At 56.4% G+C, this 18,362-nt stretch carries 13 protein-coding genes and 1 riboswitch; of the genes, 7 read left to right on the top strand and 6 right to left on the bottom strand.

All coding sequences use genetic code 11. From position 1 onward, the window contains the following. Nucleotides 1–29: 29 nt before the first annotated feature. From BUC26_RS13230 to BUC26_RS13220, 3 genes are read right to left on the bottom strand one after another with little or no spacing between them, the layout of a single operon-like run. Complete coding sequence (locus tag BUC26_RS13230; protein WP_073376780.1) at nucleotides 30–821, bottom strand: class I SAM-dependent methyltransferase; 792 nt, start codon at nucleotides 819–821, stop codon at nucleotides 30–32. Nucleotides 822–824: 3 nt separating this feature from the next. Continuing rightward, nucleotides 825–1,409 (bottom strand): FmdE family protein, encoded by a 585-nt coding sequence (locus BUC26_RS13225; RefSeq protein WP_084540657.1) that lies wholly within the window; start codon nucleotides 1,407–1,409, stop codon nucleotides 825–827. A 12-nt stretch (nucleotides 1,410–1,421) separates the two neighbouring features. Further along, nucleotides 1,422–3,560 (bottom strand): TonB-dependent receptor plug domain-containing protein, encoded by a 2,139-nt coding sequence (locus tag BUC26_RS13220; RefSeq protein WP_073376778.1) that lies wholly within the window; start codon nucleotides 3,558–3,560, stop codon nucleotides 1,422–1,424. A 550-nt stretch (nucleotides 3,561–4,110) separates the two neighbouring features. On the opposite strand from BUC26_RS13220, the gene BUC26_RS13215 reads away from it, so the two are divergent. From BUC26_RS13215 to BUC26_RS13190, 7 genes are all read left to right on the top strand, one after another. Continuing rightward, nucleotides 4,111–5,220: a TonB-dependent receptor gene (locus BUC26_RS13215; protein WP_073376776.1), complete on the top strand. Its 1,110-nt coding sequence runs from the start codon at nucleotides 4,111–4,113 to the stop codon at nucleotides 5,218–5,220. A gap of 205 nt (nucleotides 5,221–5,425) precedes the next feature. Then, the gene (locus BUC26_RS13210) at nucleotides 5,426–6,085 is read left to right on the top strand and encodes a hypothetical protein (RefSeq protein WP_073376774.1); all 660 of its coding nucleotides are present in this window, start codon (nucleotides 5,426–5,428) and stop codon (nucleotides 6,083–6,085) included. Beyond that, nucleotides 6,085–7,821, top strand: a complete 1,737-nt coding sequence (locus BUC26_RS13205) for a hypothetical protein (RefSeq protein ID WP_073376772.1) — start codon at nucleotides 6,085–6,087, stop codon at nucleotides 7,819–7,821. The genes BUC26_RS13210 and BUC26_RS13205 overlap by 1 nt, the downstream gene beginning before the upstream one ends. A gap of 582 nt (nucleotides 7,822–8,403) precedes the next feature. After that, nucleotides 8,404–8,538, top strand: a complete 135-nt coding sequence (locus BUC26_RS24425; RefSeq protein ID WP_279626299.1) for an SRPBCC family protein — start codon at nucleotides 8,404–8,406, stop codon at nucleotides 8,536–8,538. 226 nt (nucleotides 8,539–8,764) lie between these two features. Next, nucleotides 8,765–9,682, top strand: coding sequence for a UV DNA damage repair endonuclease UvsE (gene uvsE / locus BUC26_RS13200; RefSeq protein ID WP_073376770.1), 918 nt, complete (start codon nucleotides 8,765–8,767; stop codon nucleotides 9,680–9,682). 177 nt (nucleotides 9,683–9,859) lie between these two features. Next, a complete protein-coding gene (locus BUC26_RS13195; protein WP_084540655.1) occupies nucleotides 9,860–10,345 on the top strand; it encodes a phosphatase PAP2 family protein in 486 nt (161 codons plus the stop codon). Between the two features lie 31 nt (nucleotides 10,346–10,376). Next, nucleotides 10,377–10,778, top strand: coding sequence for a diacylglycerol kinase (locus BUC26_RS13190; protein WP_073376766.1), 402 nt, complete (start codon nucleotides 10,377–10,379; stop codon nucleotides 10,776–10,778). Between the two features lie 92 nt (nucleotides 10,779–10,870). Here the strand turns inward: BUC26_RS13190 and BUC26_RS13185 are convergent, their stop codons facing one another. The 3 genes from BUC26_RS13185 to BUC26_RS13175 form a co-directional block, all read right to left on the bottom strand. Beyond that, nucleotides 10,871–14,317 (bottom strand): PAS domain S-box protein, encoded by a 3,447-nt coding sequence (locus BUC26_RS13185; protein WP_073376764.1) that lies wholly within the window; start codon nucleotides 14,315–14,317, stop codon nucleotides 10,871–10,873. A 324-nt stretch (nucleotides 14,318–14,641) separates the two neighbouring features. Further along, nucleotides 14,642–15,964 carry a diguanylate cyclase gene (locus BUC26_RS13180; RefSeq protein WP_084540654.1) on the bottom strand — a complete coding sequence of 441 codons (1,323 nt, stop codon included), beginning with the start codon at nucleotides 15,962–15,964 and terminating at the stop codon, nucleotides 14,642–14,644. 133 nt (nucleotides 15,965–16,097) lie between these two features. Continuing rightward, nucleotides 16,098–18,017 (bottom strand): PAS domain-containing hybrid sensor histidine kinase/response regulator, encoded by a 1,920-nt coding sequence (locus BUC26_RS13175; RefSeq protein WP_073376760.1) that lies wholly within the window; start codon nucleotides 18,015–18,017, stop codon nucleotides 16,098–16,100. 213 nt (nucleotides 18,018–18,230) lie between these two features. Next, a riboswitch (TPP riboswitch) is annotated at nucleotides 18,231–18,336 on the top strand. The last annotated feature ends 26 nt before the right edge of the window (nucleotides 18,337–18,362 follow it).

Here is an 18,362-nt window from a genome sequence, read left to right as displayed (position 1 = left end):
GTAACAACGATCCGTGGCCACGCAGCACATCATGTCTCGTCCCAAACCAATACTTTCATTTCGACATAGGTCCTGTGGTGCACCACATCGTCGTGGCAATATCTGGAAACGATCGTTTGAATGGTCTCGGCGGAAATCTCATCCTCGCCCGAGACCTGCAGATACCCGGTCGCGTTCCGGCACGCTTCAGCAAAAGTTCCCTGCCAGTCCCAATGGGTCCGCACCTCGGCCTCCCGCGGTCGGATGCCTTGGGCCTTCAGCAAGCCGGTGATAGCGGCAGCTCCAGGAGGCGGCCCGAAACTCCGGTTATGGGCAGTGAAAATTTCTTCCAGAAAGGTGTTTTTCCGAATCGATCCCCATCCCACAAAGACGCATGACGTTCGAGCACAACGACGCATTCGCTCAAGATCTTCAGCAGTGCGGAGGGCGGGCGTCATCGCTGCCCAGACCACATCGAATCGCCTTGTGAAACCAAGCGACTCAACATCCGCATCACCCCACTCCATCAGCAGGGTCCGGACATTATTCAGGCCGGCAGCCGCTTGTTCCTTCATACAGATGGCAAGCATCTTTGCCGACGAATCGATCCCGGTCACCCGTTTCGCTCTCAGGGCCAGCGGCAACGTGTAGGTTCCGGTGCCACAGCCGATGTCGAGAATTTCCGCCCGATCGATAATCACTCCCGCGTCTTCGGTGATTGCCATGATCCGTTGACTGTCGGTCAAGGTTTTCCGGTCAAAAGGGCGCGGATAGCGTTCGGCCATCTCCTCCCAAAAGGCCTGTTGCGAATTCCGCCCTGCAATCGACTCTTGCTCGACCATTGCCTACCATCCTCTCGAATAGTCGGGAAAGCAATCGAGGCAGACCCTCTTGCCCTGATGCAGACGCACCTTGTGCTCAGGCGCTGCCTCCCCGCAGTCCTCGCAGACCACGCTGGTAAAGAGCCGAGCCCCCGACGGGGGAGTGAACGACGGGGTGCTGAAAGAAAAAAGCTCTTCCTCCGGCCCCAAGAGAATGTCCTGCTGAACCTGCTCCCTGTCCCTTGTTTCTCCTTGCCCCATCGGTTTGTGGAAGAGGATTCGGATGCTGGTCCCATTCTTCCGATCAAAGAAACTGAAAGCCATTTTCCCCGTGCCGCGATAGATCAGATTGCCCTTGCCGATGCTGCACCCGGTCAAAACCTGGACGGCATCGACGCCACAGGCGTCGTTTTCGGTAACGCAGACGATTTCTTCATCAGCTGAAAAGCTCACATTGAGGCGATTCCGTGCCGCCAGTGCCGCTCTATAGCCAATAGCCAGACCAGGGCAGGAATGACCGTGGAATTTTACGCATTCCTGCCACGTCGCTGCATCAAACAGAGCGGTTCCTTTTTCCTGGCTCTCACTGCAGGCGGTATCACTGGACATGGTGACGAACCCCTAAAAATTCCACTTGAACGATGTCCCGACGAGTATGCCCGGGAGCGGATAGCCGTATGCTTCTTCATAACTGGCGTTGAACAGATTCTGGGCAAACAGGCTGAGTTCACCCTGTTCCAGAACCGGCACTTTCACATTGAGATCGCAGGTCAGGCTCGAATCGACGGTTACCAGCCGCTTCAACGCCCGGCCCGAACTGTTGGTATACGCGTAAATGCCCGACCGATCTGAGCTGTAATGAAAATCGGTAGTCACCGTCGCCTGGTAGGGAAGCTTGAATTCCAGCCCCAGTGAGGCTTTCCATTGCGGGAGAAAATCGAGTTCATCGGTCAGGCGCGCCGTATCGAAGACATCCCCTTCTTTCTTGCTTTCCTGGTAGGTGAGGGAGGCTCGAGCCGACAGCCAGGACGTCAACCCGAGTTGCTGCTCGATGGACGCACCATAGATCTGTACCTGATCGATGTTGTAGACGCCTCGCCAGTCCGGGTCGAAACGCATCATGATGTAATCGTCAATATCATAGTAATAGCCCGACACGCGAGTTTGTGTAGTCGGGGAAAACCGGTGCTGATAAATCATTTCCGCCGCGTTGTTCTTTTCCGGCACGAGCGTCGGGTTACCCCGGGTCATGCCGTTGGCCCACCACCACATTTCCGGCAGACCCGGTGTTCGGTTCGACTGGTAGATTGAAGCAGTGAGCGTGTCCTCATCCGTGATGGCATAGGTGCCGGTCAGCTTCGGCGCCAAGGTCTCATCGCTCAGTTCCGCAAGCGGCGCGTTGTTGATGGGTTTGAGCTCATAGGTGTCGTAGCGGAGTCCGGCGGTCAGGATGAATTTATCGGAGATGTTCCAGGTGTCCTGGAGGAAATAGCCGATCATCTCCGCCTCCTGGCTCGGCTCCGAACTGGAATTGGGGCTGCCGTTATACGCGACATCGATATGGTTAACCGTAATGTCGCCGTAGGAGAGAACCTTGTACTGGACACCGCCGATCAGTTCGTGATCGCCAAACGGGACCGTAGCCTTCAGGCTACCGCCGTACGACCTGTCCGACGCCACCGACTGGTCGACCACCAGCGTTCCCGCCGAGTATCCGGGAACCAGACCGTTCATTGAATAGTTTTCCTCGTCCCGATCTTCGATATTTTTGTAGAGCTTGAACTCAACCAGTGCATCACCGATGAGCTGCTCATATCCGAGATCGAGATAGTACTTGGTCTTCTCGGAAGTAGCCCCCGCCGACGCGAGATAGGCCCTGCCGAACGGTGGCGCCAGGTTCTCCCCCAGGGAGAGGGGATAATCGGGGTTGATTTTCTGGGTAAAGCCCGGGTCATCGGGGTCGCTGGACCGCCGATTGTTGACAATGAACCCCCGATTATTCTCGGAATATTGCATCCCGAGTGTCAAGAGGCCGGAAAGCGGCATATCGATCTCGGTGTTGACCGTGACATTCTTCCCTTCGAAATCATTATTCCAGAGAAAAGCATCCGCTTTTTGGTAGCTTCCTCCCAACGAATAGCCAAACGCGCCGATCTTGTAGGAATGGCTGAACCGGTAATTCTGGGCCAGATCCAACCCATCGGCCGTGGCGACGTTGCCGTAGAGTGTGAACGTAGGGCTTTCCGTCGGCGATTTGGTGATGACATTGATAACGCCGCCCAGGTTGTTATTGCCATAGAGCGCGGAGCTTCCTCCCCTGATAACCTCTATCTTCTCAATATTATCCAGCGGGATGGTGCCCCAGTCGATGTAATACCCGCCAACCACGCCTGAGGCATTGACTGGTCGGCCGTTGATATCCAACTCGATCCGGTTGGTAGACAACCCGCGTATGGAAACGATGTCTTTGGTGTCACCGACCACCGCCCGGCGGCTGATGGTGATGTCCGGTTCGTCCTTGATGGCATCGGGAATGGTAGTGTTCTTACCCTTCTCAATGGTCTTGGCCCCGACAACGGTGGCGGATTCCGTGATGATCGAATCGGTCACGACGATTTCCTGCAGCGTCATATGTTCAAGATTCGTATCCGCCAGCGCATCGACTGTCGCAACTGATGGCATGAGGCCAGCGAACGCCCCGGCAGTGAATGCGGCGAAGACGATGCTGATCCTTTTCTTCCCGTTCAGTCGGTTTTGCATTTCACCCTCCAGGTTATCGTATTGGAAAACGACCAAAGAACACGAAACAAATTTTCGTAACACCATACACCCGACGGTCTGATTTTCAAGTAAAATGTGTTACGATTTTTAATTATGTAATACTACTCGGGACTTCAAGTAGAAAGAGTGAGGGAAATGATGTTCCCGAACGCACCTGTAGAGAGAAACAGCTGTTGTTATCACACGCCCCAAACACATGACAAAGATCGAACAATTCATGCCGAACGTCGTCAAATACCATGCAATAGTCCGGCTCATTGCCGAGAAAATAACACCTTGACACTGCTGAACTGGTATGGTTGATAATACAAATCAATTTTTTGTGTTACGACGATGTCAAAACCGTTCCGCTAAAAGTCAACCGTGCACGTTTTTTGCGGCCCGGTTTCTTAACGGACCGCTTACCACTTAACCAGCCTCCTCGCCCGGCAGGGACATTCTCATCCTGTCCGCTCCAGCGAGTATCGACAGCAGCGCCCTGTGGTGCCGCTGACCGGACGCCTCAAACCAATCGAGGAGGTATCTGTTCATGCCACAAAAATGCTTCACAATATCCTGCTTGCTGACCGCCGTGCTCTTTGCCGGCAGTGCCGCGGCGGAGACCGGGCAACCGATCGACCGGCCTGAGGAGATCGTCGTCACCGGCACGCGGACACCGCACGCCCTTAAGGACGCACCGGTGGAAACCATTCTGATCAACCGTGCCGATATCGAGCGAACCAACGCCCAGACGATCGGCGACATGCTCAAAGCGGTTCCCGGCATCAACACCTCGGGCATCGATGACGTGTTCGGCGACGGTACCTCACGGGTGCGCTTGCAGGGACTGGACTTCAACAACGGCTATGGGCTGGTCCTGATCGACGGCCAGCGCGTCCACGGCAGCGGCCAGAGCGGCGCCCACGGCGAATACGCCGTCGGCCTGAACCAAATCCCGGTTGCCATGATCGACAACAGCGACGGCACTCGGACCACCGTCAACAAGGACGTGGTCACCTGGAGTATCTTCGCCCAGGATGAAATCACCTTGTTCGACCACCTGACCCTAATACCGGGGGTCCGACTTGATCATCATTCCACTTTCGGCAGCTCAGTCAATCCAAAGCTGAGTCTGATGTATCGACTGACCGACAGCACCACCTTCAGAGGAGCGGTCGGCCGGGCCTTCAAATCGCCGACCATTCGGCAGCTCTATTACGACGTCCCCTTCTATCACAGTCCGTTTTGGATCCAGTCCAACCCCGACCTCGACCCGGAGACATCGATCGGGTATTCCCTGGGTGTCGAGCAGTGGCTGCTCAACGATACCCTGATCGTCAATCTCGGTTTGTTTCGCAACGACGTGGACGATCTGGTGGTCAGCGAAACCGCGGACGAAATGTTCAACGGCGAGGAACTGCGCATCTACCGCAACGTCGAGCAGGCGATGACCCAGGGGGCCGAACTGACCGCCAGGTTGCTGCTGGGCAACGACTTCATTGTTTCCGCCTCCTACACCTACACTGATTCGGAAAACAAAGAGAGCGGCAATGAATTGACCTACACCCCTAACCACCAGATCACCATAGCTCCAACCTACGAGTACGCGCCGTGGGGACTGGGCGGCTCGGCCCTGCTCTCCTACAATTCGCGGCAGTAGGCCGACACGGCCAACACCATAGAGATCGATAGCCACGTCACTATCGACGCCAACATCTACAAACGTCTCGGGACCAAGGGAAAAATCACCTTCCAGGCGGACAATATCTTCGATTCGGACAAAGGCAGCGACTATTACTTCCGCACCGGCCAGACCTTTATTGTCAAACTCGATATCGCTCTTTAGCGACCCAGGAGAAACTCCGATGAAACACTGCAAACAACACCTTGTTACCCTGCTGACTGCGGCGGCCATCATCGCCGGCACCGCGCTTTCCGCCCAGGCCCATTTCCCGTGGATCAACATGGAGGACAGCGCCCTGACCGCCGGCCGGAACCTGAAATGGACGGTCGGCTGGGGGCACCGCTTCCCGCTGTCCGGCCTGATGAGAGCGGATGGTGTCGGCAACATGGCCGTCATTGGCCCGAACGGCTCGGGGACAATCGGCGCCATAGTTGACCGGAATACATCATGCGCCTTTTTTTCCTACGACGACGGTGAACCGATGGGCTATGTCAAGGTGTCCGTTACCGCGCCGGGGTTAGACCAGCCGTTCCAGTCCGGCGCCACCGATCGCAACGGACTGTTCTGCTTCGCCCCGGACCGGGATGGGCACTGGCTGGTCACGGCCAACGACGGGATGGGTCACCAGCACAAACTAACGGTAACAGTCAGCGATCTCCTGGGCGACGCTCCGACCGTGACAACAACGGCGGACCCGGCAGTGTCTGGGGGGGACCGGACCAGCCGGATCCTGGCCGGACTTGGCATCATTTTCGGCCTGACCGGTCTGCTCGGCTGGTACCTTGCCCGTCGTCCGGTGACAGCGGCCGGCCAGCACGACAAAAAAGCGCACCAACCCTGATGGACCCTTCCGGAACAGCAGCTGTTCGGCAAGCCCGGCTGAGCGGCCGGGCTTGCCGAACAATCCTGGAAGGCTGCCTCTTCCTGCTGCTGGCCATCGCTTCAACCTGGCCGCTGGCCCGCCACGGGCTCGACCACCTGCCGCTCGGCACCGAACCGGCGGCAACGGTACCGCTGTTCAACGTCTGGACCGTCTGGTGGAACAGCGAGCGGGCCGCTGCCGCCTATCGGGACTATTGGGACGCCCCAATTTTTTACCCGGCACACGGTGCCTTCGCCTTTTCCGAGCCCCAACCGCTGACCGTCGTTGCCGCGCCGATCATCTGGCTGACCGGCAACCGAATTCTCGCCTACAACGCTCTGCTGCTACTCGCTCTCTGGATGAACGGCTGGATCGCCTGCCGGGTGCTGCGCACCATGCACCTACACCCGCTGCCCGCGATTGCCGGCGGGGCCTTTGTTTCCCTGCTGCCGTTGATCCATTCCTGGCTCGGCGTGCTGCAGCTGGTTCCGGTGTTCGGCATCCTCCTGTCCATCAGAGCGCTCCAACTGGTTGGCCGACGACCGACCATTGCCCGGGGAGTCCGACTCGGCCTGTCGCTGGCGCTCACTTACCTGCTCTGCTCCTATTACGGACTCTTCCTGATAGCCGCACTGGTCGTCCCCGGCCTCTGGCTGGTGGCGCCACACCTGAAAAGCCGGCGGCTCTGGCTGTCCCTCGGGGCCGGTGCCTTCGTCTTTCTGTTCTGCTGTCTGCCGGTGCTGCTCGGGCAGGCACACGCCTTGACCGCCACCAGCCGGACCCTCGATCATTCGTACCTCGCCAGCCTCTCCGCCCGGCCGACCGACTACCTGAAACCGGTCTGGCCGTCACCCGTGCTGCCCACGCCAGGAGAAACGGGAGACAACAACCCCGGTTATCGGCTGAACTGTGGATATCTGCAGATGGCGCTGGCAGCAATCGGCATCTGGGCAACTCTGCGTTCCTTCCGGCGACGCTGGGCCGGGCTGCTCGTCGGCACAGGGGCCGTCGCGCTCCTGCTGTCTTTCGGCCCAACCCTGAAAATCGGCGAAATCCGCCCCTATCTGCTGCTGGTGGAAGGGGTTCCCGGCTTTGCTCAGGCCCGGAATGTCTTTCGCTTCGCCCTTCTGACAAACCTGATGGTCGCCCTGTTCGCCGCCCTCGGTCTGCAATCGCTGCTGATCTTCGGCCGCTGGCTCCGGAAGCATCCCCCGGTCCGAAAAGCTTGCCTCATTATGGCCACGCTGCTCGGCCTGGCTTCGGCAATCGAACAGCTGCCGCCCGCCCAGCCGCTCTATCAACCGCCCGGCAGCTCCACCGACAGCGGTTGGATCGAATACCTCAATACCATCCCTGCGGTTGACGAACCCGTCGTTTGCCTCCCGTTTGCCTACAAACCGGATGTAGCGTCATACGAGCGGCAAGCTTTGTGGATGTATTGGCAGACATTTCATGAGCACCCACTGGTCAATGGTTATTCCGGTTTCTTCCCGCTCCACTTCATTGACTTGAAATGGCCCATGGCCGCTTTTCCAACCGGGGATTCCGTCTATCGCCTTCATCGACTCGGTGTCGAGCTGGTTGTCGTCAACCGGAACAGCCCGCAAGGCGCCTTTGTCCAGAGCAGGTACAGGGATGACCAGAGGCTCGAGCATATCTTTTACGACGACTCGGCCGCCATAGACATCTATCGTCTGCACCCTTCCGCACTATGAACAACCAGAACCCGAAACATCATCTCCTATCGATTGTCATCCCGGTCTACAATGAACGGAGGACCCTAGCAGCTCTTGTCGATAGGGTCCAGGCGGCAGCCATTCCGATCGCCAGGGAAAGCGTGTTCTGTACGCCATCGTAAAGTATAATCTGCAGCGTCTCCCCTCACAAGCTACACCTACGGGACAAGGCCAGCACCCCAATCTCTCGGCAGCAAATCCCGGCCGAATGACCGATCTGTGTTGATGCCGCTGATTACTGATTTTCATGGCACCGGTGACGGTAGCTGCCCACCTGAACCACCGGTACGCTTTCCTCGCCAAGGATATGGTAATGACCTCACCGCACGGAGTATTGCAGCCACCGGTTTTCCCGATCGTGGAAGAAAGCGCTACCAGCAGGCGGCGTAAATCATGCCCGTCAAGGTTTCTCTTGCCTTTGCGCAAAACGATATTACGCTCTGAATTGAAACGGGGTGAGGATCCCACCGAGCGGCAGATTTTGTCGACGAGCAGCGAATCGGGCCGTATCGGTTCTGGCACCATTATCACGAAGTGCAGCCCGAAGGTGCGGCAACAAGAATGATCGACCGGGTCCACTACCAACTCCCCTACGGGCCGCTTGGCGAGCTACTCCATCGACTCGTCGTGCGGGGGACACTGGAGAGGATCTTTGCCTTTCGTCGCCGGGAGCTGGACCGCCGCTTCCCGGCATAACGAAGCAGCGGCACCCGCCTGCCATCGCGCTGGCTGAACGTGTGCTCGCGCCGCCCGGCACCGGGGCGAGCATCCCTTTAGGATGGTTATTGCACCGTTTCACAGACATGGTGCCGGTCATCGGAGGTGTGATACAAGACCTTTGAGCCACGTCCTGTCCTGGTCTGTGGCGAAAACGGTCTTACGCTGCGGCCCAACAAACCATCATCGAGGTAACCTTGTGAAGATGCGCCTGGGTCTCTGCTGCCTGTTCAAAGATGAACCGGTCCGGTTTCGCACGACCACCGCCACGGTGCTGGCCAGACTGGAGCGCCCGGCGCAATTGCGCAAGCTCTCCGAGATCTGCCGCAACAATGCCGAGAACCTGCTGTTGGCCGTGCAGACCGCACAGCGTCTTGGTATCGGCGCCTTTCGTATCATGTCCCCGCTCTTTCCGAGAATGACCCACCCGCTTGTCGGTTATCGGCTGGATCAGCTGGTAGATGGCGAGACCATCGCCGAACTGCTCGCAGCAACTGGCAGTTATGCCCGGCATCACAACATCCGCCTCAGTTTTCACCCGGATCAGTTTGTCGTGCTGTCGTCGCCACGCCCGGAAGTAGTTGCCAATTCCATCCGGGAGCTAGAGTATCAGGCGTTTTTAGCCGAGGCGGTCGGTGCCGATGTGATCAACCTGCATGCCGGCGGCGTCTATGGCGACAAGAAGTCGGCACTGCAACGTCTCCGCCGTGTTATCGACGACCTGCCGCAACCGGTCAGGAGCCGCCTGACCTTGGAAAATGATGATATCAGCTATAGCGTCAGCGACTTGCTGCCGGTCTGCGAAAATCTTTCTCTGCCGCTCGTCTACGACATCCACCACCATCGCTGTCTTCCCGACGGATTATCCGTCGAAGAGGCAACCCGGCTCGCCGGCGAGACATGGCACCGACTCGGTAGGGAGCAATATTGCCACCTGTCATCGCCCAAGGCCGGATGGAACGGGCGAGATCCCAAGCCGCACGCCGATTACATCGAGCCGGAGGATATTCCGTCCAGTTGGTTTGATCGAGCGATGACCGTCGATATCGAAGCAAAGGCCAAGGAACTGGCAATTCTGCGGTTGATCTCCGAGATCGATACGAATAAACACGATATTACCTGACTTGCAGTACCCCGGTATCGGTGACGACAGGCGATCCGGCGACAACCGCTATTGCTGACACCTGTTTTTCCTTGCCGTGCGCTCTTCGGCACGCGCCATCCATTACTGCTCTTCGACTTGACAGAACCATATGGTGGCGTCATTGTAAGGACCAGGGAAGAAAAGAGAAAGAGGGTGATGATGGATCTGTTTTTCAGGACGATAACCTGGGGCGGTTCGCTGATGGTCCTGTTGCCGCTGGCACTGCTCATATCCTTGCTTTTTTACGCCCGGGGCAGGATCGGTGATGCCGCCCTGCTGCTCGGCGGACTCCTCGGGGCATCGCTTTTCGTACACATTCTCAAACGGCTTTTTGCCAGGCCGAGACCGGAGGTCGAGAACCTGCTGGTGGCAATGCCTCCGGACTTTTCTTTTCCCAGCGCCCACACCGGCCAAGCCGTCGCTTTCTCGATCGCCTGCGCCCTCATTCTCTCGCGGCAGAACGAGCTCACCGGTGCACTCGTTATATGGGGAATGTTGCTGGCTTTTGCTGTCTTGGTTGGCGTCTCACGGGTATACCTCCAGGTACACTACCTTTCCGACGTCCTGGTCGGGGCCCTGCTCGGTGGCTGCTGGGTGCTGTTGCTCTCCCGCCTGCTCGGACTTTGGCTGCCGCGATCGTAGGTTTCCGGGCTACTCGGAAAAAGGAAAGAAAATGCGAAATAAATTCCTCGGCACCGGTGAAGACGGCTATCATCCGATCAGGAAGATCAAGGTCGTTCTGTCCGGTCTCGCCTTTGCCGTCCGTTATGATTTCAGCGTCACCTACAAGCTTGTCGCTTCATTGGGCGTGCTGCTTTTTTTCTCTTTTTTCCGGCAATGGATCGATTTCCTGCTGCTGCTCGCCGTCACGGCGATGATGCTGCAGGCCGAATTGTTCAACAGTGCCATCGAGGCCGTCTGCGACTTCATAACCACCCGGGAGAGCCACAAAATCAAAGTAATAAAGGACATATCCGCAGCCGCTGCGGGTATCAGCATCCTTATCTGGGCGGTTGTCCTGGCCGTCGAGGCGTATCGCGTCGCCCGACTGCTTTATTTCTGGGCCGCCCGCTGAATGATGAAGAAATCGCCTGACCAAAAACTGATCGCCTTTGCGATTGCGGAAAGGCATTCGCGAAAAATGGGCACTGCCCCCTTTTTTCGCGATTACCCGGAGTTGTTACTCCCATCCAGAACACGGCGTATCTTCTGTGACAGTTCGGCGATGCTGAAAGGTTTTTGGATAAAGCCGTCACAGCCCCGCTGCATGATTTCAATGGCATGACCGTTGATGGCATATCCGCTGGAAAGCAAAACCGTTAGCAGGGGATGCAACTCTCGCAGTCGATCGTAGGTTTGCCCCCCGTCCATTCCCGGCATGATCATATCCAGAATGACCAGGTCGACGGCGTCACCCTGCTCGGCAACGATCGCCAAAGCTTCACTGCCACCGGTGGCTACGAGAACTCGGTACCCCAATTTCGTCAGCATGGCGTCCGCTACCGTCCGAATCATCTCCTCGTCGTCCACCAGCAGGATCGTCTCGATACCGGTGATGATCTGATCGGTGGCAACCACTTGCGGTTCCGGTGTCCTGTCGGACACCGGGAGGTACACATTGAACGTCGCCCCGCGACCCAGCTCGCTATAGACGGTAATCGTCCCGCCATGGTTTTTGATAATACCGAACGCCGACGCCAATTCCAAGCCTGTGCCGCGGCCCTTCTCCTTGGTGGTAAAAAACGGGTCAAAGATACGCTGCCGGGTATCATCATCCATACCGATACCCGTATCAGTAATTGAAAGCTTGACATAGCGGCCCACTGCAATCCCGTGTACCTGGCTTAAGGATTTGTCCAGGCTGACCGAAGTGGCTTTCAGGTAGAGATCACCGCCTGCCGGCATGGCATGCATGGCGTTGATGAATATGTTCAGCAGAACCTGTTCGATCTGCCGTCGGTCGACATCCACGATCAACGGAGACGCTCGGAGCTGATGATGAAGTCGAATTTCTTTATGGGTGCGGCCGAACATGGCCATAACACCGGAGGCCAGATGGTTGATATCAACGGGGCTGATTTCATACTTACCGCCACGAGCGACGCCCAGCAGTTGTGCGGTCAGGTCCTTGGCGCTGTTGACATAGCTCTCGATAGCCACGACATGATCCTTGCAAAGGTCAGGAATATCGGGATTCATCCACATCAGGGAAGCATTCCCCTGAATACCAGTCAGGAGGTTGTTGAAGTCGTGGGCGATACCGCCGGCAAGCGTGCCAATGGCCTCCATTTTCTGGGCCCGCTGGAAGGCTTCCTCCATCTTTTGGTTTTCGGTTATGTCGACAGCGATCTGGAGCCGAACCAGGCGGCCGTCAACCCATTCGATGGCACGATCATAATTCATGTACCATCTCTTGTTGATGGGGTTTATTCCCTTCCATGTCACGACCCCCATCGGTTGACCTTCGGCATCGAGCAATTTGGCGTTGGTGCAGTCGGCGCAGGGACCGGTGCCGCTACGGAAGGCCTGCCAGCAGATCTCGCCGGTCACGTCTCGCCCAAGGCTCGCAATCATGTTGCGATTCATGTAAAGGATCTCGTAGCTCTCCATATCGGCCACGTATATCGTGGCATCGATGCTGTCCATAACGGCCAGAAAGCGCTGGTGAGTAGCTCGCAGCGCCTGCTCGGCCTGCACACGGCCGGTAATGTCGGTATAAACGGCCATCACGCCTTTCAAGACTCCGTCCACGACGATGGGCGATCCGGCGGCGATCACGTGCCGCGGCGTACCGTCCTTGTGGCGGCGGACCGTTTCAAAAGCCTCGACCCGCCGGCCGGATAGCACCTGGCTCGTCTTGGCACCCGCTTCGTCTTGGTGAGACTGGTCGGCCACCAGATCGTCCAGCTGTCGCCCGAAGGCTTCGGCGGGGGAATAGCCGAACATCTTCTCCGCACCGGGATTCCAATCGATCACCCGGTGTTGGGCATCCATGGTGACAATGGCATCGGGGGCGTGATAGAGTACCGACTCGAGAAACGTTCGGCGCTCGCGGATCTCCTCCTGGGCCTGGCGAATCTCGGTGATGTCCCGGACATACTCGACCACGCGGGTCACGTCGCCGGAGGCGTCGCGGATGGGGAAAACGCGCACCTCACGGAGGCACCCATCGGCCGGGTTGACTATCTCCCGGCTGATACTGGTCCCGCTGGCAAAAACCGGCTGGGCGCTGCAATCTTCGCACGGGGCGTCCAGATGCTTGAAGCGGCCGTAGCAGGTGTTTTGCCGGCCCGCCTCCGGCGGAGACGAGATGTGATCATGCCCTTTGCTGTTGGTGTAGAGAATAGTGAAATCGCGGTCGACGACTATCAGCAGGTCGGGCACGGCATCCAGCACGCTTTGCAGCAGTTGGTGTGCTGCTTCACGCTCCTCCCCGATGCGTCGACGTTCGGTCACGTCCGCAAGCGTGACGAGCGCCCGCTTGTCTTTCAAAAAAGTGCTGCGGAACTCGATCTCCTTGACGACGCCCCCCTTGCATACGACTTTGAATTCACGCACCGCGTTGGCCGCGCTGTGGGCCACGGGCCAGTCGGCCATCACCTGCCGGCGATAGTCCGGATCAGGGTAGGCCCTGGCAAGCCAATCGTCCAATCCGCTGAGTTCCCCAGGGGTGTAGCCGGTCAACGTCCAAAATCCCCGGTTGGCCATCAGTAACCGACCATCAGCGCTCCAAACCGTAATCCCCAGTGCTATGTTGTCAAAGAGGCTGTCCAGAAGATCGTGCTGGCGTTGCAGATTTTCATGAGCTTCAATTTCCGCCGTGATATCGTGAGCCACGGCGTAAGTCACTCCATTTTCGGGTAACGGGTGGGAGGCCCAGTTCAGCCAACGGTAGGTGCCGTTTTTACAGCGGTAGCGATTCCTGAAATTAATGACCTTCTCGCCCTGCTGCAGCCGCTCTGTCACGACTGCCTGGGTGGAAGCGACGTCCTTCGGGTGGATGAAAGCGGAAAAGGGCTGTCCCAGCAACTCGGTCTCGCTGTAGCCAAGGGTCGCCATAAAAGCAGGATTAACCTTGAGGAAGGTTGCGGTTTGGATATCGGCGATGCAGAGCATGTCCAAGGACATGCTGAAGATAGCCTGAAACTCCGCCTCGGCCTGGCGAAGTTCACTGATATCAACAAACCCGCCCACCAGACCGGCCACCCGTCCCTGCTCATCCCGGAAGACATCTTTATAGAAAATCACCGGGCGATTGATGCCGTGCCGATCCAGGACCTCAAACTCGTAGATTTGACGGGTCTGATTCCGGATCAGTTCAAGGTCCTTTTGATGATAGACAGCGGCATGCTCACCAGGCCACAGCTCCTGGACAGTCTTGCCGGACAGCTGCTCCGGGGTAAAGCCCATCAGTTCGGAAAAGGCCGGATTGCAGCCCAGATAGCGACCCTGAACATCCTTGTAGAATACCGCCGTGGGAATGGCCGCCAGCAGGGAATCGGTGAACTTCAAGTTCCTCTTGAGTTCCGCCTCCATGCCGGCCAGGCGGTGATTTTCCGCCTCGAGTTCCCGGACACGCTCCTGCAGGGCTTCATAGGTGGGTTTGTCCGTCATAGAAGAGACCTCTTCCGCTGCGTGTAGCGCTGTACTTCCAACTCCAGGACCCGCAAAACCGTCCTTTTCCTGTACCTGCAGTGTAGCAAATCGATCACTTCTTGTCCGATTATTCCTTATATTATCAAAGCGTAGTAACCGTATTGTCTTTGACCATCACTGTCGCCTATCTCGCCGGTGATCGATGATATTCCTGGTCTTCGATCATTTCTATAACGCTTTCTTCTCTGACTGGAGAAGGACTATCCACTTTGAAATGGCACCAGAGACATGGACAACGAACCGAGGGGATGGACCGGTTGACTCGCAGCGTTGTTTTGCCCGTTAATCTTGACTATTGATGACCAGGGGACCGGAAACCACCTGGTTGCGCCCACCCTTCTTGGCTCTGTATAGATAGTTGTCGGCACTTTGCAAGAGGGTCTCATGTGAGATCGTGTCGATGCCCTCCCAAGAATCAATGCCGGTTATCCCAAAACTTGCGGTTATGGATACCTGCTCCTCGACGCAGGCTAACGAAATGTCGGCTATGGCCTGCCGTAATCGTTCGGCGACAAACCTGCCTTCTGCGCGGCTGGTCAGGGGCATGACCAGCAGAAACTCTTCCCCTCCGTAGCGAGCCAGCCAGTCGACTCCGTCACGAACCAACGGCTGGATAGTGGCAACAACCTGTTGAAGGACAGTGTCCCCGGACTGATGGCCGTAGGTGTCATTGATTTTCTTGAAGTGATCGAGATCAAACAGCAGGATCGACAGCGGATTGTTATAGCGTCGTGCTCGTTTGATCTCACGGGGAAGATTGCTGTTGATGCCGCCCCGGTTGAAACATCCGGTCAATGCATCGGTTATGGAAATCTGCTGGATTTTTTCAATGGCTTTTTCCAGCTCTGCAGTTCGTTGGTTAACCAACTCCTCCAGTTTATCCTTATAGACGGTGAGCTCTTCCTTGGACTGTTCGAGCGAGACCAGCATGGTCTGGTATCTGAGGTGCTGGTAGGCCTGGTTGGAAATCTGGTTGGCCATGAGCCAGAGAAAATCCAGTTTGTCCCTGAACTCCTTCTCGGAGATTTTCTCCATGCTGTCAAAAGCGGCCAGTAGCTGCCGTTTGTTGGCACCAATTTCTTCAGCGTAGGCGGCAACCCGCTCGGCATCAACCGTGCCGATACAGTTTTGCCCGATCAACCAGTTGGCCAGATGGACCCCGTCGATGACAATGGGGGCGGCGGCGTCCATAAAGCCGATGCTGTGGCAAAAATGGCAGGCCGGTTGTTGTCCCTGCAACGACAGCTCTCCGAGAATCCTGCCGGAACGGGCACAATTGGCATTGCCCTTTTCGGTTTGTCTAACCAGTGCACAAACAGCACTGTAATTGCTGAAGCTGGTGATCGGTGACCCATCGAGATTGATGATGGTCGAAGCGACCCGGTTGGCCTTGGCAAAAGAGTCCTGGAGATTTTGCAGATCGTCGATGCTGATAATGTCAGCCAGCGAATAGTTACCCCGCCGCAGATCGCTCTCGGCAGGCGCAGTAACCATCCATTTTCCTGAATGGGGATGTGGTGGCATGATCGTCTGCTCCAGGGTATTGGCTGGCAACGGACAAAACTGCGCTGCCGCGACGCTGACCTCCATCCGATGGTTGTCCATCGGTTAGCTGGAAAGCAAACCGATCAGAACAGGCTTAAAGGATATCATAATCGGAGGAAAAGCAAAACAAAGCGTCAATTCTCAGGACCGCCTACAGAGATATTAGAAACTTTCAGGCATTCATGCTCATTGGCTAATCGTTGTTCAGCACCCGATGAACAGTATGGGCCAAGTCCATATAGAGTACCGGCTTCATGAGCACTGCGTTTATGCCAAGGGCTTCCAATGCCCGGGTGTGAAGCCGTTCACTGAATCCGCTGCATAATATAATCGGAATACCGGGCCGGATTGCCCTCATGTGTCGAGCCATTTCATCACCGGTCATCTTCGGCATAGTCATATCGCTGATGACCAGATCGAACCTTGAGGGATCGACTCGAAAGGCTTCAAGAGCGTCAAGAGCGCTAGCCCTAGTTTCCACCCGGTACCCCAACCTCCCCAACAAAACACGACCAAGGTCGATCAGCGTTTGTTCGTCATCCACAAAGAGTATGCACCCTCTGCCCTTTGGGAGTTCCTCCGCTTTTTCGCTCGTGGTTGCAGCGGGCGACTCGACTGACGGCAGAAATACGTGAAACGCCGTACCGATCCCCACTTCGCTATACACCTTGATATAACCGCCATGGTCCTTGACAATGCCGTGTATGGTGGAAAGCCCGAGACCGGTGCCTTCTCCGGTTGGTTTTGTTGTGAAATATGGATCGAAAATCCGATTGATCAGATTCGGGGGAATGCCACATCCGTTGTCGGCAATGGAAAGCTTGAGGTAGCCTCCCGGCTTCATCTCAGGAAAGCTCAGCGCATCATGATCCTGGATGGTAACAGCCGTCAGGCTCACACTCAGCAGGCCACCGGCGGATTTCATTACGTGATAGGCGTTGGCGCATAGGTTCATCACAATCTGGTGGATGTTGGTTTCATTCGCGAACACCGGAGCAAGATTATTTGAGATGTTTGCCTGGATTTCAATATTCGCCGGTAACGAGGCTTTGATAAGCTTTAAAGCCTCCTCGACAACCCGACCGACATCCATCGGCCCCTTCTCCGAACGCCCCTGACGGCTGAACAAAAGGATTTGCTGAACCAGTTCCCTCGCACGATGACCTGCCTTGGTGATTTGGGCGGCATAATTCCTGTGGGTGGAATCCACCGGACAGGTGAGTTGCAAAAGCTCTGCATAACCGACAATTGCGCTCAGAATATTGTTGAAATCGTGCGCAATTCCGCCAGCGAGCGTTCCCAACGACTCCATCTTCTGGGCCTCACGCAGATGGGCTTCCATTTTGGCTCGATGCTTCTCGGCTTCTTTTCGCTCGGAGATGTCCTTGACAAAAGAGACGCTATAGGGAGCGTTGTCGAACTCCAAAACGATTCCGCTGATTTCGACGGGGACAGTGGTGCCGTCTTTCCGGCGGTGAGTGGTCTCAAACGTGTTTATACCACTGATCTGCTGCTGCCGGGTCCATATCTGGTCGATTTCCTGCGGCGTGTAGCCCCGGTCGAGTTCCACGACATTCATCTGGCACAGATCTTCCCTGGTGTACCCGAGATAGCGGCAGGCATGATCGTTGACGTTGACGATGTCGCCGCCGCTCCTGATCAGAAAAATGCCGAGCGGAGCCTTGTCGAACATAAACTGAGTAATGCGCAACGAATCTTCAACCTGTTTTCGTTCCGTAATGTCACTGCTGAGGGCCATGCAATACTGACACCCTTCGAAATCGATCAGAGTCGCGGTCATGGTAACAGGAGAGATGGTGCCGTCTTTCCGACGATGCCGGCTTTCGATAGTTAGGTAGCCGTCATCGGCTAACGTCTTCCACGCGTGCAACCACCGCTCCCGATCCATGACGGGATCAATATCATAAAGCGACATTTCCAAAAGCTCTGTCTTCACATAGCCAAGGGAATCGCACGCTTTGTGGTTGGCGTAGAGGATGTTGCCTTCTCGGTCCAGCCTGAAGGAACAAACCGTTGCATGCTCCAGGCAATACCAAGCCAGTCTTCCTTCTCGGTTATCGTCGATCGCTTCCGGATCGCGGTCGTTTCCCATGAAATTCTCCGCCTTTTTTTGCAATCAAATACAGTCAATGAAATAGTGCCTTACCCATATTAACAGCAGGCATCCTGACGAAAGTCAAGGGAGATCAAAGATCTCGTTGCACCGGATGCCTCTGAATCCTGGTTTTCGAGTGACGTGTGAAGGGTGCCGGGATTGAAAACCCTTGACAGCACGGCGCTATCCTTTTAGAGTCCCGCCTCAACAACGGTGGCCGAGGGGAGTCTTCCGACTGAGAATCTCACCTACGTGAGATGACCCTTTGAACCTGATCCGGTTAATACCGGCGGAGGGAACGGACCGAGAACCTGTATCTCGCTTCTCCTGTATTTCCGGTCC

This window comes from Desulfofustis glycolicus DSM 9705, from assembly GCF_900130015.1.
In the GTDB taxonomy this organism is placed as follows: domain Bacteria; phylum Desulfobacterota; class Desulfobulbia; order Desulfobulbales; family Desulfocapsaceae; genus Desulfofustis; species Desulfofustis glycolicus.
This window is presented reverse-complemented; position numbering and strand designations above follow the sequence as displayed.